A 16,220-nucleotide genomic window follows, 5' to 3' on the forward strand; every position below is an offset into this window, starting at 1 on the left:
CGCGCCGGTGCGGGGTCGACTCCGGTCATCGTCCCGCACGCGGTGCGCCCGGGGCCAGGGGTCAGCGCTTCGGCCTGCCCCCGCCGACCGTGCGGAGCTTGCGGGCCGCGACGGCGAGCTGGACGTCGCGGTACTGCGCAGCACGGTGCATCTGGCCGCGCAGGTCGCTGCCCGAGGGCCGGTGCCGCAGGTCGCACGGCACCTCGACGGCGACGAACCCCTTGCGGAGCAGGTCGATCGTCATGCCGGTCTCGACACCCCAGCCCCGCGCGAGCGGCGTGGCCGCCTCGAACGCCTCCCGGGTGAGGCAGCGCATCCCGGACAGCGGCTGCGTGGGCGTCCAGCCGGTCATCGACTGGATGGCGCGGCGCGCGGCCCCGACGACGATCCCACGACCACCCGCGCCGGGCTGCGGCGGGAGCAGCGCGATCGACACGTCGGCGGTGCCCTCGAGCACCGGCGGGACGAGCGGTGCGGTGTTCACCGCGGTGTCGCCGAGGTCGCCGTCGATGAACAGCAGCAGGCGCGGCGGGCGGTCCGGGGCGTCGCGCATGGCGACGACGGCGGCGCCGGTCTCCATCGCGGCGGCCTTGCCGCGGTTGTGCGAGTGCCGCACGACGACGGCGCCGGCCTCGCGGGCGACGTGCTGGGTGTTGTCCTCCGACCCGTCGTCGACCACGAGCACGAGGTCGACGTGCGGGATCGCCCGGGCCGAGCGGACGGTGGCGGCGATCCGCCGGGACTCGTCCTTGGCCGGGATCACGACGGCGACGCGCTGCCGCGTCCGGCCGGTGCGGGCGGTCGTCGTCGGGGTGTCGAGCGGGGCCGGCGGCTGGGCCTTGGGGCGCCGGGGCTTGCGGGCGGGCTTGTGCCCGGCCTCGGCGGCGGCGTCGGGGGTGCCGGAGGCGTCCTCGCCCTGAGCAGGGCGGTCCTCGCCCGGTCGCGCCTCGGTGGTCTCGTCCGCCTCGCCTGTCACCTGGCACAGCCTAACGACGTGGCGGGCCACCCGCGTCCTGCGGGGGCCGGACACGCGGATGCTGCACAGGACGGCCACGACCGGGGCGCGTCCCCGTCACCTGCGGGGACGGCGCCCGCCCCACGGGGACGGCGCCCGCCCCACGGGGACGGCGCGGGGCCCGCGGGGACGGCGCGAGCCGGGGGACGACGCGGGGCGCCCACCCGGGGACGACGCAGGCCGCCCGCCCGGGGTCTCCCGGGGGGCGGCCTGCGGGGCGTCACGTGGTCAGCGGAGCGTGACCTGCCGGGCGACGATGCCGGCGCGGGCGCGGCGTGCGTTCGCGTCGAGCGGCTCGGTGCTGGCCAGGGCCTCGGCGAACTGCGGGGCGAACGCGGCGAGCGGCGCCTCGACGTCCTCGGCCTCGCTGCCGCGGGCCAGCTCCCAGACGGGGACGACCAGGCCGTTGGACCGGAAGTAGCCGATGAACTTCGCGCCCTCGAACCCGGACTCGCGGCGGCCGTGCAGGCGGGCGAGGCCGTCGATGACCTGCTGCTCGTCGTGCGGCTGCGCCCAGCGCAGGTACTCGCGGGCGCCCATGCGGACCCAGTACGCGGCGTCGACGGCGGCGACCTTGTGCGTGTCGACGACGCCCGCGTCGGCCTCCTCGATGGCGGCCTTCAGCTCGGGCGTCATCTCGGTGTCGGCGGCGACCCAGTACGCGAACGACTCCTCGACGGTGACGTCGAACGGCACGGTCAGGTCGAGGACGTCCTGCAGGCGCGGGCCGGGGCCGGGGAGGCCGACCTGCTGCACGGCGGTGCCCGGCTCGGACTCGAGCGCCTCGACCAGCGCGGCGGCGAGGTCGCGGCTGGCGTCGCCGGAGCTGCTGACGGTCTGGAGGGCGAGCAGGACGACGCCGTCGGCGCGGTGCAGCGCGGCCCAGCCGTCGGGCAGGACGGTGGTGACGGTGATGTCGCGGGCGCCGTGCTCCGCGGTGGTGCGCGCGGTCGCGGTGGCGGCGGGCACGAGCTCGCGCAGGGCGACCCAGTCGGGCTCCGAGGGGAGCCCCTCGAAGGGGCGCAGCACGAACTCGACGGAAGATGCGGTGGCCATGCGCCCCAGGCTACCGGCCGCCGCACGGGACCCGCGGACCGTCGTCCACAGGTTCGCCGCACGACCCGTCGGGAGGTCGGCTTCGGTGGCAGGATCGGGGGCATGGACCCGCGCGCCGGAACCCCCGCCCAGCCCTCCGACCTGGTCGACGTCGAGGCGATGCTCGCCGCGTACGTCGACCGTCGCCCCGACCTCGACGACCCCGCCCAGCGCGTGGTGTTCGGCACCAGCGGCCACCGGGGCTCCAGCCTCGACGGCGCGTTCAACGAGGCGCACATCGTCGCGATCACCGCCGCGATCGTCGAGTACCGCCGCGCGCAGGGCACCGACGGCCCGCTGTTCATCGGCCGGGACACGCACGGCCTGTCGCTGCCGGCCTGGCAGACCGCGCTCGAGGTCCTCGCGGCCGCCGGGGTCGAGGTCCGCGTCGACGCCCGCGCCTCGTGGACCCCGACGCCGGCCGTCTCGCACGCGATCCTCCTGCACAACGGCGCTGCGACCTCCGAGGGCGTGCGGGCCGCCGGCCCCGGCCTCGCGGACGGCATCGTCGTCACCCCGTCCCACAACCCGCCGCGCGACGGCGGCTTCAAGTACAACCCGCCGCACGGCGGGCCCGCGGGGTCCGAGGCGACGTCCTGGATCGCGAACCGCGCGAACGACCTGCTCGCCTCCGGGGTGGACCGGGTCCCCCGGGTCGGCCTCGACGCCGCGCTCGCCGCGGACACGACCCGCAAGCACGACTTCCTCGGCGCGTACGTCGACGACCTCGTGCACGTGCTCGACCTGGACGCGATCCGGTCGGCCGGCGTGCGGATCGGCGCGGACCCGCTGGGCGGCGCGTCCGTCGAGTACTGGGGCGCGATCGCCGAGCGGTACGGCCTGGACCTCACCGTCGTGAACCCCAAGGTCGACCCGCAGTGGGCGTTCATGACGCTCGACTGGGACGCGAAGATCCGGATGGACTGCTCGTCGCCGTCCGCGATGGCCTCCCTGGTCACCGCGATGCAGGGCGACGCGCCGTTCGACATCGCCACGGGCAACGACGCGGACTCCGACCGGCACGGCATCGTCACCCCCGACGCCGGGCTGATGAACCCGAACCACTACCTCGCGGTCGCCATCCGGTACCTGTACTCCGGCGCGCGCCCGGGCTGGCCCGCCGACGCGGCCATCGGCAAGACGCTCGTGTCGTCCTCGCTGATCGACCGGGTCGCCGGGAGCCTCGGACGCCGCCTGCTCGAGGTGCCCGTCGGCTTCAAGTGGTTCGTGCCCGGCCTGCTCGACGGCTCGGTCGGGTTCGGCGGCGAGGAGTCGGCAGGGGCGTCGTTCCTGCGCACCGACGGCAGCGTGTGGACGACCGACAAGGACGGCATCATCCTGGCGCTGCTCGCGTCGGAGATCCTCGCCACCACCGGGAAGTCCCCGTCGCAGCACCACGCCGAGCTGGTCGGCGATTTCGGGCAGTCCTGGTACGCCAGGGTCGACGCGCCGGCGACGCTCGAGCAGAAGGCCACCCTCGGCAAGCTGTCCCCGGAGCAGGTCACCGCCACGACGCTCGCCGGCGAGGACATCACCGCCAAGCTCACCGCGGCGCCCGGCAACGACGCCCCGATCGGCGGGCTCAAGGTCACGACCGAGAACGCCTGGTTCGCGGCCCGGCCCTCCGGCACCGAGAACGTCTACAAGATCTACGCCGAGTCGTTCGTCAGCCCGGAGCACCTGACCCAGGTGCAGGCCGCGGCGAAGGACGTCGTCTCCGACGCGCTCGGCGGCTGACCCGACCGGGGCCGGTGGTCGCGCGTCCGCCGCGGACCGCGTGACCACCGGCCCCGGCGCGCGTGCCGTCGGCACCGCACCTAGCGTGGGCGGGACACCCCGCACACCCCAGGAGGACGTGATGAGCACCGACGCACCGCACCCCGAGGGCGCACCCGACACGGTCGCCGACCCGCAGGTCGACGAGGTCCGCGACGACGAGATCTCCGACGACGAGGTCGCCCGCTCGATGCCCGACGCGGCGACGAGCGACCAGGACCCCGCCTCCTACCTCAACCCCTGACGGCCGGCGCGCGCGGTCAGGACGCGGCCGCGCGGCGCAGCGCCACCACCAGCGCGAGCGGGGCGACCGACTGCGCCCCCGCGACCAGGCGCTCCGTCAGCCCGACCAGCTCGCCGTCTCCGGTGAGCTCGACGACGAACCAGCCGAGCAGCGCCAGCAGGGCCGCGCTCGTGGGCAGCACGACGCCGGGCCGCAGCGGGCGCGCGCCCCGTCGCCGGGCCGCTGCCGCGGGCCACAGGGCGAGCGCGCCGAACGCGATCCCGGCCGCCACCGCGTGCGCCGTCGGCACCCGGTCCACCGGCAGCAGGCCGACCGCCGCCGTGCCCGCGCCCCCGAGCGCCAGCAGCAGCCGCCCCGGCAGCGGCACGCCGCGCGACCCCGCCGCCGTCACCAGGTGCGCGGCACCCGTGACCAGCAGCCCCGCGGTCATCACCCCGGGACGGTCCACCGCGGCGGTCGCGAGCTCGCTGATCGTCGCGCGCACCGGGTCGAACCCGTCCTGCAGCGCCGCCGCGAGGGTCCAGCCACCGATCATCGCGACGGGAGCGGCCACCGCGGAGACGAGCGCCCAGGCCCGGGGCGTGGGCTCGGCCCGGGGCGTGGGCTCGGCCCGGGGCGTGGGCTGGGCCCGGTTCGGGGGCTGGGGTCGGTCGGCGGTCGGCACCGCGGCACCGTAGCCCCGGGGGGTCGGCCGCGCAGGGTGGAAGATTCGGCCCGACACGCCGGGCGTGTCGGACAGCATGGATCCACGCCCCCCGGGGGGCGACGAGTCCGGGGCGGATCAGCGGGCGTCGGGGGTGACGAGGTCGGCGTAGTCGGGGTGGTCGTCGACGAAGGCGCGGACGAACGGGCACTGCGGGTCGATCCGGTCGCCCGCCGCGCGCACGGCGTCGAGGGCCGCCCGCACGAGCGCCGAGCCGACGCCGTGGCCCTCCTGACGCGGGTCGACCTCGGTGTGGGTGAAGACGACCACGCCCGGGCGGCGCCGGTACTCGGCGACACCGAGCACGGCGCCGTCGACGTCGCGGGCCTCGAAGCGGTGCTCGTCGGGCAGGTCGGTGACGGTCGGTGCGCTCATGCGACCGAGTATCGGCGGCGGTGCAGCGGCCCGCGCGATATCGGTGCGGGCCGTGTCGGCGGGGGGTGCGAGACTGGCCGGGTGCTGGGGCCCTACCGTGACGTGCTCGCCCGGCCGGGGGCGCTGGCGTTCTCCGCCGCCGGCGTGATCGCCCGGCTCCCGATGTCGATGGTGGGCATCGGGATCGTGCTGATGATCGAGGCGGTGCACGGCTCGTACGGACTGGCCGGCAGCGTGTCCGCGGTGTCGGTGCTGGCCCAGGCCGTCTGCTCGCCGCAGCTGGCCCGCCTCGTCGACCTGCACGGCCAGGCGCGCGTGATGCGGCCCGCCATCGCGGTGTCGGCCACCGCCCTGGTCACCCTCGTGCTGTGCACCGTCGGCGGTGCGCCCGTGTGGACGCTCTACGTGGCGGCGGGCGCCGCGGGCGCGACGATCGGGTCGTTCGGCGCGCTGGTCCGCGCACGCTGGTCGCACCTGCTCGACGACCCCCGCTCGGTGCACACGGCGTACTCCCTCGAGTCGGCGCTCGACGAGCTGGTGTTCGTCGTCGGACCGATCCTCGCGACGACCCTGGCGACCTCGGTGGCCCCCTCGGCGGGACTCGTCGTCCCGGTGGTGGGGATGCTGGTCGGCGGGTTCTGGTTCCTCGCGCAGCGGGCGACGCAGCCGCCGCCGCACCCCCGACCCGCCCCGACCGGGAGCGACGGCCGCCCGCAGGCGCGCCGCTCGGTGATGCGGTCGTGGGGCATGGTCGTGCTCGCGGTCGTGTTCGTCGCGATGGGCGCGATCTTCGGCGCGACCGACGTCAGCACCGTCGCGTTCGCCGAGGAGGACGGCCGGCCCGGGCTCGCCGGCGTCGTCCTGGCGGTGTTCGCGTGCGGGTCGATGATCTCCGGCCTGCTGTACGGCGCCAGGCACTGGACCACGCCGCTGTGGCAGCGGTTCGCGGTCGGGATGGTCGCGCTCGCCGTCGGGGCCTCGCTGTTCGTGCTGGTCGACACGATGGTGGTGCTCGCGGTCGTCATGTTCGTCGCGGGGTTCGCGATCGCGCCCACGCTGATCAACGGCAACGGGCTGGTGCAGCACTTCGTGCCCCGCGAGCGGCTGACCGAGGGGCTGACCTGGGTCGGCACGTCGCTGGGCGTCGGGGTGTCGCTGGGGTCGTGGCTCGCCGGGACGCTGATCGACCGCCAGGGGTCGCACGGCGGGTACCTCGTGGTGGTCGGCGCCGCGGTGCTGGCCGTGCTCGCGGTGGCCGCGTCGCTGCGCGCCCTGCGGTCGGGGACCGCGGACCTCGGCGAGACCGAGACCGGGGTCGCCGCCACGCCCGAGGGCACCGCGGCGGAGTCGGCCCCGTCGCGCGAGGCGTAGCCACCCCGCGCGACGTCGTCAGCGCAGCACGCCCCGCCGCGCGGCCTCCCCGTCGGCGCCCGCCGCGGACCGCCGCTCGGCGAAGATCCCCAGGACCAGCAGCAGCCCGCCGGCCGCGAGCAGCGTGAGCAGCCACGGCCCGGCGGAGATCGTCCGCCCGATCTGCGCGGCGAACACCGACACCACCGCGACCGGCAGCGCCGCGGCGCCGACGACCAGCGGGGCGCGGAGCATCTGCCGCGCGCCGACCAGCATGAACCCGAGCGCCAGCACCACGACGAGGATCGCCCGCCACGTCATGGGGTCGGTCCAGATCGCCAGCATCGACGGGCCGAGGGTGGCGAGCACACCCGGCGTGAGGGTGGCGACGCTGCCCGCCCGACCGGCGGGCCAGCTGAGCCCGGTCATGTCGGTCGGGCTGATCGGCCCGGTCGGCCCGGTCGGGTGACCGGTGGGCCCGACCGCCCGCGCCGTTGCCGCGAGCGCGACCGCGCCCATCGCGGTGAGCGCGAGCCCGAGGGGCAGCGCGAACACCTCGACCCGCAGCTCGCGCGGGCTCCACGCCCCGATGGCCCACGCCAGCGCCACGCACCACAGCGCCCAGCCGGGCGGAACGGCGGTGGCGAGCGCGTCGCCCGTCCGGCGGGCCTCCGACCGCACGGCCAGGACGGCGAGCGCCAGCAGGGCGAGCTCGACGACCCAGCCGGTCCAGGTGAGCGCCCACGACGGCCGGGCCGCGGCGAGCGTGCCGACGGTCCCGGCGACGAGCGCGGGGGCCAGCGACCAGCGGCGGAGCAGCGCGGCGCGACGGAGGCGGGTCGCGATCGGGTCGACCGGGACGGGCCACCGGCCACCCGGGGCACCGGGCTGACCCGGCGCACCCGTCGGACCCTGCGCACCCGTCGGACCGGGCGCCGCCGGCGGGGTGGCAGCCCGGACGGTCGCCGCCGCGCGGGCCACGCGGTCCGCGTGCAGCCGTCCGAGCGCGCCGAGCAGCACCGCGCCGAGCAGCGACCAGAGCAGCGCCGCGCCGAGCAGCCGGGCGTTGGCCACGCCCGAGCCGCTGGGGGTGGTCGCGGCGAGGTGCACGGCCCTCACGGTCCCGGCCAGCGCGGCAGCGCCGCCACCGAGGACCGACGGGCCCGCGAGCGCCCGCAGCGTCCCGCGCTCCCCGAGGGGGCTGCGGGCCCGTCGGGCGGCGAGCAGGCCGACGGCGACCGTCGCCGCGGCGAGCCCGAGCAGCACCGCCGAGCGGACGCCGACGGCGCGGCCCGACGCCGCCAGGAGCAGCGAGGGCACGACCGCGAGCGCGACGCCCGCCCCGACGAGCCCGCGCCACCGGTCCGAGCGGCGGGCCAGCAGGGCCCCGACGAGGATCGCCGCGGCAGCGGGCGGTGCGGTGTACGCCTCGACCAGGCCGACGTCCCGCCACGCGAGCGCGGACCACACCACGCCGCACCACAGCAGGGCAGCGCCCCACCAGACGGGTCGGCGGTCGGCCTGCCGGGCCACGACGGAGGCACCGGCGGCGAGCACGGCGCAGAGCACGAGCACGGTGTCCGCGCCGGTGGTCGAGCGACCCACGCCCAGGAGCAGGGCCAGCGTGCCGGTCCCGGCCGCGGCGAGCTCGACGACCGGGCGCACCTGCTCGGACGTGACGCCCGGGGCCCGGCGGCGGACGCGGTCGGCGACGGCGGGTGCGGCCACCGCCGCGGCAGCGGCCAGCACGGCGACGACGGGCAGCAGCACCGGGGAGCCCGAGCCGGGCAGCAGCAGGGCGCCGGCGGTGATGACGACCACCGCCACGGACGGCAGGACCAGGCCCGCCGCGACGAGCCGCAGCCACGCCGGCACCTGGCGGGCGCGGGTGTCGAGGAGCAGCACCTCCAGCAGGACCAGCGCGGCGGCGACGCCGGCGCCCCACCACGTGCGCTCGACGGCGACCGACCCGATGCCGAGCACCGCCGGGAGCGCCGCGACGACGAGGACGCCGGCCCAGGTGGCGTCGGTGACCCGCCGCAGCACGGTGAGCAGCGCGCCGAGCGCCAGCAGCACGACCGCGACGGTCCCGATCACGCCGAACGCGTCCCAGCCGTCGGCCCCGAGCAGCACCGCGAGGACCGCGGCGCCGTAGCCGGTGGCGACGCCGACCAGCACGCCCCGCAGCTCGGCGGCGACCAGCGCCCGCGCCCGCAGCACGAGCAGGACCACGACGACCGCCCCCACGGCGATCGTCGGGCGGGACGACCAGGTGAGCAGGCCCAGCAGCGCGACCTGCCCGGCGGCCACGCCCGTGAGCGTGCCCCGCCACGGACCCGGCAGCGGGTGGTCGGCGCGCAGCGCACGACGGGGCGGCACCCGACGGGCGACCTCGACCAGGGCGACCGCGACCAGGGCCTCGGCGACCAGCAGCGGGACCGCCCACGGGCGCAGCAGACCGGCACCGAGCACGACGGCGAGCACCGCCGTCAGGGGCAGGCACGCCAGAGCGACCCGCACCACCGCGGGCGCCCGCCGCGGCGCCACGGGAGCGGGCGCACCCGCCGCACCGGCGACCGGCGTCAGCGACCCGAACCGGGGCGCGGCCGGCAGCGCCGACCCGGACGCGGGGGCGAGGGGCAGCGCCGGCGCCGGCACCGCCGCCAGCCGCAGGCGCGCGGCCCCGGCGCACGCCCCGGCGAGCACGACGGCCGCCAGCGCCGGTCCGAGCCCCGCGCCGGGCACCGACGCGGCGTACGCGTCGCCGGGGAGGGTCGTCGGCAGGGTCAGGTCGACGGCGCCGAGCAGGGCCAGCGTGGCCACGCCCCCGGCCAGGACGCCCGGCAGCGCCACGACGACGAGGGCGACCCAGCCGCCCGAGACCAGCGCCCGGTACCGGGCACCGGCGTCCCGCTCCCGCCCGCGGCGTCGCGGGACCAGGACCAGGACCGCCCAGACCGCGGCCGCGGCCAGCGCCGCCACCCCGGACGCGGCCTGGACCGATCCCACCGGGGCGAGCCCGCCCGCGAGCACCGCGAGCGCCCCGGCCGACGCGGTCCACGCGGTGGCACCACCGGCGACGGCCTGGGCGCGGGCGACCCCGGCCGCGAGCAGCAGCGCGATCGCCGTCCCGCCGGCGACCCAGGCCCGCGCGGGCGGGTCCAGGGACACCGACTGCGCGACGGCGCCGGCCAGCAGGCCGACGGCCGCGACGGTCAGCAGCGCGTCGACCACGTCGGTCGTGCCACCGAACCGCTCGTGCACCCGACGTCGGTGGCGGGTGCGGACCAGGGTCGCGAGGGCCGCGCCGAGCAGCCCGAGGTTCCACGCCCAGCCGGACCCGACGGCCCCGGCGACGGAGAGCGGCACCACCGGCAGGACCAGCACGAGCGTCGTCCACGAGCGCACCCGCAGGGCGAGTCCCGCCACGGGGACCCCCACACCGACGACCAGCAGCAGCACGGCGAGCACGACCCACCGCCACGAGCCGTCCGCGAGGTAGGCGGCGACCCAGGCGTCGACCACGCACAGCGCGGCGACGAGCCCGCCGACCGCCTCGGCCGACGAGCCGATCCCGGTGCGGCGGAGCATGAGCGTGCCCGTCGCGGCGAGGCCGGTCGCGAGCAGCAGCACGAGCACGCGGGCGCCGGGCTGGTCGGCGAGCACGAAGAACGCGAACACGAGGGCGGCCGCGGCCACGAGCCCGGCACCTGCGAGTGCGAGCAGCCGTGCGACGTCGACCGTCGGGGCCGCCGACGGTCCGGGGTGGCCGGGGCCGGCCGGGTACGGGCGGGCCGGGGACGGGCGCGGCTGGAACGGGCCGGCGACGGGGGCACCAGGGCGACCGACGGGCGGCGGTCCCCAGCCGGGCCGGGCCGGCGCCACCGGGGCGGGTCGCCCGACCGGCGGACCCGCGGGTGCCACGAACCAGCCGACCCCGGCGACGGGCGCGGGTGCCGCAGAGCCGCCGGACTGCGCCGCGCGCGCCTGCTCGATCACCGCGTGCCGCGCGTCGAGCGCGCGCACGGCCTCCCGGGAGGCGTCGGCGATCCGGACGCCCACGGGTCCGTCGAGCGCGAGCCCGCAGGCGGCGCACCGGGGCCCGGTGAGGGTCGCGCCGCACGCCGGGCAGCGGGAGAAGTCGGTCAGCTCGCGGCGGGCGGCGTCCGCCGAGGTCGGTTCCACGCTCCGTAGCGTGCCAGCCCGCGGGTACTCAACCCCCGTCGTCCACAGGACCTACCTCGTTCTTCACCAGGTCGGACCCGCTCCCGGGGTGCCGACGTCCGCGCACCGGGTGACGCTGGGGGCGCCTCGGCGTGCGACCGGGGCCCGTCCCGCGTGACCGACGAGACACCGCCCACCGGTGGCCGGTCGCGATTCATGGGATGAATATAGACCCGAGGATCGACGTGAGGAGCACGGCATGGCACGCAGCAGCACGGTGGCCGACCAGCTCGTCGCCCAGGTGATCGCCGCCGGGGCACGACACATCTACGGGATCGTCGGGGACAGCCTGAACCCGGTCGTCGACGCGATCCGCCGGGCGCGGGCCGCGGGCGCCGACATCGAGTGGGTGCACGTCCGCCACGAGGAGGCCGCCGCGTTCGCCGCCGCCGCCGAGGCCGAGATCACCGGCAACCTCGCCGTCTGCGCGGGCTCCTGCGGCCCCGGCAACCTGCACCTCATCAACGGCCTCTACGACGCGAACCGCAACCGGGTCCCCGTGCTCGCCATCGCCTCGCACATCCCGAGCGCCCAGATCGGCACGCAGTTCTTCCAGGAGACGCACCCCGACCGGCTGTTCCTCGAGTGCTCGGTGTACTCCGAGATGATCTCGTCCGCCGAGCAGGCCCCCCGGGTCATCCGCAGCGCGATCCACCACGCCTACGGCGCCCCCGGCGTCGCCGTGCTGACCATCCCGGGCGACGTCGCCGACCTCGAGGCACCCGCCGCCGGGACCGACACCCTGACCCGGCCGAGCCGGCCTCGCGTCATCCCGGCGACCTCCGACGTCACCGCGCTCGCCGACGCGATCGACGCCGCGAAGAAGGTCACGATCCTCGCCGGCGCCGGTGTCCGCGGCGCGCACGACGACGTCCTCGCGCTCGCCGACGCGATCGCCGCGCCCGTGGGCCACAGCCTGCGCGGCAAGGAGTTCATCCAGTACGACAACCCGTTCGACGTCGGCATGACCGGCCTGCTCGGGTACGGCGCGCTGCAGTCCGCGATGGACGAGGCCGACCTGCTGGTCCTGCTCGGCACCGACTTCCCCTACGACCAGTTCCTGCCCTCGGGGGTGCGCACCGCGCAGGTCGACATCGACCCCACCCACCTCGGACGCCGCACCCGGACCGACCTGGCCGTGGTCGGCGACGTCGGCGAGACCGTGCGCGCGCTGCTCCCGCTGGTCACGCGCAAGAAGTCCCGGCGGTTCCTCGACTCGATGGTCAAGAAGCACGAGAAGGCCATGTCGGGCGTCGTCGGCGCGTACACGAAGGACGTCGAGCACCACACGCCGATCCACCCCGAGTACGCCGCGGTGCTGCTCGACGAGGAGGCCGCCGACGACGCCGTGTTCACGGTCGACACGGGCATGGGCAACGTCTGGGCGGCGCGCTACCTGACCCCGAACGGCCGCCGCCGGGTGATCGGGTCGTTCCTGCACGGGTCGATGGCGAACGCGGTCCCGCACGCCATCGGCGCGGCGTTCGCGGCCCGGGAGACCGGTGCCCCGCAGAAGCACGTCGTCGCGATCGCGGGCGACGGCGGCCTGTCGATGCTCCTGGGCGAGCTCATCACGCTGGTCCACTACGACCTGCCGGTGAAGATCGTCCTGTTCGACAACGCGACGCTCGGGATGGTCCGCCTGGAGATGCTGGTCGACGGGCTGCCGAGCTACGGCACGGACTCCCCGTCGATCGACTACGCGGCGGTGGCGCGCGCGGTCGGCATCCCGTCGGTCCGCGTCGAGGACCCCACGCAGATCCGCACGGCGCTGCGCGAGGCGTTCAGCCACGACGGCCCCGCGCTGATCGACCTGGTGACCGACCCGCGCGCGCTGTCGCTGCCCCCGAAGATCACGCGGGCGCAGGTCAGCGGCTTCACGGCGGCGATGAGCAAGGAGATCCTCGGCGGCGGCATGGGCGAGGTCATGGCGATGGCCCGCAGCAACCTCCGCAACATCCCGCGCCCCTGACCGACGCGCCCGACCCACCGCCCCGCCGAGACAGGGCCTCCGCCGCGAGACAGGGCCGCCGGACGCCCTGTCTCGGCGCCGCGGTCCTGTCTCGGCGTCAGTGCAGGTCGCCGAGGGCGGCGCGGATCTCCGCCGTGATCGTCGTCATCGCGCGCTCGGCGCCGTCGGGGTCGCGGCGCCGGACCGCGTCGGCCACGGCCTCGTGGGCGTCGAGCGCCTCGGCGCGGGGGCGGCTCGGCATCAGGCCGTGCCGGGTGCGTCCGGCCAGCACCTCGGCGACCACGTCGGTCAGCGCGGCGAACATCTCGTTGCGGCCGGCGCGCAGCAGCAGCGCGTGGAACTCGACGTCGCAGGCCAGGAACTCGTCGAGCCGGCCGGCCTCCCCGTGCTCGCGCATCTGCGCGACGAGGGACAGCAGGCGGTCGACCTCGGCGGCGTCGGCGTGCCGGGCGGCGGCCGCGGCGGCGACGGGCTCGACGGCGGCGCGCAGCTCGGTGAGCGACCTCAGCTGCCCGAGGCGCCCGGGGCCGGCGAGCCGCCAGCGGATGACGCGGGCGTCGAACACGACCCAGTCGGCGGCGGGGCGCACGACCAGGCCGACGCGGCGGCGCGAGGTGACGAGGCCGAGGTGCTCGAGCATCCGCATGGTCTCGCGCGCGACGGTCCGGGAGACGCCGAACCGCTGCTGCAGCTGCTCCAGCGTGAGCACCGACCCCTCGGCGAGGACGCCGGAGGTGATCTCGGCGCCGATCACCTCGAGCAGCCCGTTGTGCAGCACCTCGACGGCCACGCCCACTCCCTCTGCCCCCGGCGGTGCGTCCCCTCGACGCGCGGCCCCCGGAGGGCCGTGCCAGGGTCGCACACAGGCGTGGCGACGGCGGCACGGCCGCCACGACCAGCGACGACGCGTTAGGTGCGACCTTTGGCTTTCAAAGATCGCACCTTTGTGCCAGAGTGTCCGTCACCTCGGGGCGATCCGGGGTGGCCCGGACGCTCGCCGCCCGGACAACGACGTCAAGGAGGGGCAGCGATGCCGGAGGTCCAGCACCTGGTGGTGATGGGGGTCTCGGGGTCGGGGAAGACCACGACCGCCCAGATCCTCGCCGAACGCCTGAACTGGCCGTACGCCGAGGCCGACGAGTTCCACCCGCAGAGCAACATCGACAAGATGTCGGCCGGCACGCCGCTGACCGACGAGGACCGCTGGCCCTGGCTGCGCGCGATGCGCGACTGGCTGACCGAGCAGTCCCGCGCCGGCCGGTCGACGATCGTCACCTGCTCCGCGCTGCGCGTCGTCTACCGCGACGTGCTCCGCGAGGCCGAGGGCCGGGTCCGGTTCGTGCACCTCGACGGGACGATCGAGTCCATCGGCGACCGCATGTCCGGCCGCGCCGGGCACTTCATGCCGCCGTCGCTGCTGCCCTCGCAGTTCCAGACGCTCGAGCGGCTGACCGACGCCGAGGACGGCGTCGTCGTCCCCGTCGAGGTCTCCCCGCACTCCGTCGCCGACGCCGCGCTGCGCGAGCTCGGCATCGACGTCACCACGGCCCGCGCGACGACGCCGGCGCCCTCGACCCCCGCCCAGGAGTCCTGATGTCCCTGCTCCCCACGGCCGGCGCACTGCTCGCCGCCGCCGACGACGCCGCCCCCGCGGTGTCCGACACCCGCCTGATCGTCGCCGCCGTCATCGGCATCGCCGTCATCGTCGCGCTGATCGTCTGGGTCAAGCTGCACCCGTTCCTGTCGCTGATGCTCGGCGCGGGCGTGCTCGCGGTCGCCGCCGGCCTGTCCTACGTCGACGCGTTCAGCAGCTTCACCGAGGGCCTCGGGGACACGGTCGCCGGCGTCGGCATCCTCATCGCGCTCGGCGCGATCATCGGCAAGATGCTGATCGACTCCGGCGGGGCCGACCAGATCGTCGACACCGTGCTCGCGAAGACCCCCGCGAAGCGCCTGCCGTGGGCGATGGCGTTCGCCGCGTTCATCATCGGCATCCCGCTGTTCTTCGAGGTCGGCGTCGTCCTGCTGATCCCCGTCGTCATGCTGGTCGCCCGGCGGTCCAAGCTGTCGATGATCGCGGTCGGCATCCCCGCCCTGGCCGGCCTGTCCGCGCTGCACGGCCTGGTGCCCCCGCACCCCGGACCGCTGATCGCCATCGACGCCCTCGGCGCCAACCTGGGCCTCACGCTCGGCCTCGGCCTGCTGGTGTCCATCCCGACCGTCGCCATCGCGGGCCCGCTGCTCGCCAAGCCGATGGCCCGCTGGGTCCCGCTGGAGCCGCCGACCGACATCATCGGCGGGGCCGACCGCGACGACGACGCCACCAAGCCGTCCTTCGCCGTGGCGATCACCGTCGTGCTGCTGCCCGTCGTCCTCATGCTGGCCCGCACGCTGGCCGAGACCATCGGGTTCCAGGACTCCGGCGCCGGCCAGGTGCTCGACTTCATCGGCACCCCGCTGGTCGCGCTGCTCATCACGTCGCTGGTCGCGCTGGTGCTGCTCGGCACCGCGCAGGGCCGCACCCGCAGCCAGGTCAGCAAGCTCGTGGACTCCTCGTTCGCCCCGATCGCCAGCATCCTGCTGATCGTCGGCGCGGGCGGCGGGTTCAAGCAGACGCTGGTGGACTCCGGCGTCGGCGACGTGATCGCCAAGGGCCTCGCGGACGCCCCGATCTCCCCGCTGCTCGCGGCCTGGCTGGTCGCGGTCCTGATCCGCGTCGCCACGGGCTCCGCGACCGTCGCGACGGTGACCGCCGCCGGCATCGTCGCCCCGCTCGCCGAGGGCCTGCCGGCCACCCACGTCGCGCTCATGGTGCTGGCGATCGGCGCCGGCTCGGTGTTCCTCAGCCACGTGAACGACGCCGGGTTCTGGCTGGTCAAGGAGTACTTCAAGATGACCGTCGGCCAGACGTTCAAGACCTGGTCGCTCATGGAGTGCGTGCTGTCCGTGACCGCGCTGATCGTGGTGCTGCTGCTCAGCCTCGTGATCTAGCGGTCCCCCGCACGCGACAGCAGGGCCCCGCCGGTTCGTCCGGCGGGGCCCTGCTGCGTCCGTGGCGTCAGCCCGCCGGCGGCGGGCTGACCGGCGTCGTCGGCGCCGGAGCGCCCTGGGCCGACGGGGCCGGCGTGGCCGGCTCGTCGTCGCCCGAGCGGGACACGGCGCTCTTCACCGCGTCCACCGCCTTGTCCTTCAGCGCCACGCCCTGGTCCTTGGCGAACTGCGCGGCCGTCGACTCCAGGTCGTCCACCCGCGACTGCACGCGCGGGTCGTGCCAGGCGTCGGACGCCCAGCCCTTGATCTTCTCGAACTGCGCGCGACCTGCGCGGGTGCCGAGCACGTAGCCCACCCCCGCGCCGAGGACGAATGCGAGCTTGCCCTTCATGCGTGACCTCCGGTTGTCGGTGCCTGGTGGTCCGTCCGACAGTAGGCGCGGGTCACGGGCCGTGCCCGGTGAGCGGGCGTTCCC

At 76.4% G+C, this 16,220-nt stretch carries 13 protein-coding genes; 6 read left to right on the forward strand and 7 right to left on the reverse strand.

The features are described 5' to 3' along the window. Window positions 1–61: 61 nt before the first annotated feature. Both ACFVXN_RS15180 and ACFVXN_RS15185 read right to left on the reverse strand, forming a co-directional pair. Window positions 62–976, reverse strand: coding sequence for a glycosyltransferase family 2 protein (locus ACFVXN_RS15180; protein WP_389234151.1), 915 nt, complete (start codon window positions 974–976; stop codon window positions 62–64). Window positions 977–1,243: 267 nt separating this feature from the next. Then, window positions 1,244–2,071 carry a DUF5926 family protein gene (locus ACFVXN_RS15185; protein WP_389234154.1) on the reverse strand — a complete coding sequence of 276 codons (828 nt, stop codon included), beginning with the start codon at window positions 2,069–2,071 and terminating at the stop codon, window positions 1,244–1,246. Window positions 2,072–2,173: 102 nt separating this feature from the next. On the opposite strand from ACFVXN_RS15185, the gene pgm reads away from it, so the two are divergent. Together pgm and ACFVXN_RS15195 are read left to right on the forward strand one after the other, a co-directional pair. Continuing rightward, window positions 2,174–3,847 carry a phosphoglucomutase (alpha-D-glucose-1,6-bisphosphate-dependent) gene (pgm, locus tag ACFVXN_RS15190; protein WP_389234156.1) on the forward strand — a complete coding sequence of 558 codons (1,674 nt, stop codon included), beginning with the start codon at window positions 2,174–2,176 and terminating at the stop codon, window positions 3,845–3,847. A 121-nt stretch (window positions 3,848–3,968) separates the two neighbouring features. After that, on the forward strand, window positions 3,969–4,130 hold the full coding sequence (locus tag ACFVXN_RS15195) for a hypothetical protein (RefSeq protein ID WP_389234158.1): 162 nt from the start codon (window positions 3,969–3,971) through the stop codon (window positions 4,128–4,130). Window positions 4,131–4,146: 16 nt separating this feature from the next. On the opposite strand, the gene ACFVXN_RS15200 is transcribed toward ACFVXN_RS15195, so the two are convergent. Together ACFVXN_RS15200 and ACFVXN_RS15205 are read right to left on the reverse strand one after the other, a co-directional pair. Continuing rightward, complete coding sequence (locus ACFVXN_RS15200) at window positions 4,147–4,794, reverse strand: DUF998 domain-containing protein (RefSeq protein ID WP_389234160.1); 648 nt, start codon at window positions 4,792–4,794, stop codon at window positions 4,147–4,149. Between the two features lie 117 nt (window positions 4,795–4,911). Then, entirely contained in the window at window positions 4,912–5,208 is a 297-nt protein-coding gene (locus ACFVXN_RS15205; protein ID WP_389234162.1) for a GNAT family N-acetyltransferase, read from the reverse strand. An 81-nt stretch (window positions 5,209–5,289) separates the two neighbouring features. Between ACFVXN_RS15205 and ACFVXN_RS15210 the strand changes: the two genes are divergently transcribed. Further along, window positions 5,290–6,579, forward strand: a complete 1,290-nt coding sequence (locus ACFVXN_RS15210) for an MFS transporter (protein WP_389234164.1) — start codon at window positions 5,290–5,292, stop codon at window positions 6,577–6,579. A gap of 18 nt (window positions 6,580–6,597) precedes the next feature. Here ACFVXN_RS15210 and ACFVXN_RS15215 read toward each other — a convergent pair whose 3' ends face one another. Then, window positions 6,598–10,743 (reverse strand): SCO7613 C-terminal domain-containing membrane protein, encoded by a 4,146-nt coding sequence (locus tag ACFVXN_RS15215; RefSeq protein WP_389234167.1) that lies wholly within the window; start codon window positions 10,741–10,743, stop codon window positions 6,598–6,600. A gap of 238 nt (window positions 10,744–10,981) precedes the next feature. Here ACFVXN_RS15215 and ACFVXN_RS15220 point away from each other — a divergent pair, with 238 nt between their 5' ends. Then, window positions 10,982–12,754 carry a pyruvate dehydrogenase gene (locus ACFVXN_RS15220; RefSeq protein ID WP_389234170.1) on the forward strand — a complete coding sequence of 591 codons (1,773 nt, stop codon included), beginning with the start codon at window positions 10,982–10,984 and terminating at the stop codon, window positions 12,752–12,754. Window positions 12,755–12,851: 97 nt separating this feature from the next. Here ACFVXN_RS15220 and ACFVXN_RS15225 read toward each other — a convergent pair whose 3' ends face one another. After that, entirely contained in the window at window positions 12,852–13,544 is a 693-nt protein-coding gene (locus tag ACFVXN_RS15225; RefSeq protein ID WP_389234173.1) for a FadR/GntR family transcriptional regulator, read from the reverse strand. Between the two features lie 240 nt (window positions 13,545–13,784). Between ACFVXN_RS15225 and ACFVXN_RS15230 the strand changes: the two genes are divergently transcribed. Both ACFVXN_RS15230 and ACFVXN_RS15235 read left to right on the forward strand, forming a co-directional pair. Further along, on the forward strand, window positions 13,785–14,348 hold the full coding sequence (locus ACFVXN_RS15230; protein WP_389234176.1) for a gluconokinase: 564 nt from the start codon (window positions 13,785–13,787) through the stop codon (window positions 14,346–14,348). Continuing rightward, the gene (locus ACFVXN_RS15235; protein ID WP_389234179.1) at window positions 14,348–15,745 is read left to right on the forward strand and encodes a gluconate:H+ symporter; all 1,398 of its coding nucleotides are present in this window, start codon (window positions 14,348–14,350) and stop codon (window positions 15,743–15,745) included. The genes ACFVXN_RS15230 and ACFVXN_RS15235 overlap by 1 nt, the downstream gene beginning before the upstream one ends. 67 nt (window positions 15,746–15,812) lie before the next feature. Here ACFVXN_RS15235 and ACFVXN_RS15240 read toward each other — a convergent pair whose 3' ends face one another. Continuing rightward, window positions 15,813–16,136, reverse strand: a complete 324-nt coding sequence (locus tag ACFVXN_RS15240) for a YtxH domain-containing protein (protein WP_389234182.1) — start codon at window positions 16,134–16,136, stop codon at window positions 15,813–15,815. Window positions 16,137–16,220: the final 84 nt, after the last annotated feature.

Origin of the sequence: Cellulomonas sp. NPDC058312 (genome assembly GCF_042880135.1) — a bacterium.
Lineage (GTDB): Bacteria > Actinomycetota > Actinomycetes > Actinomycetales > Cellulomonadaceae > Cellulomonas.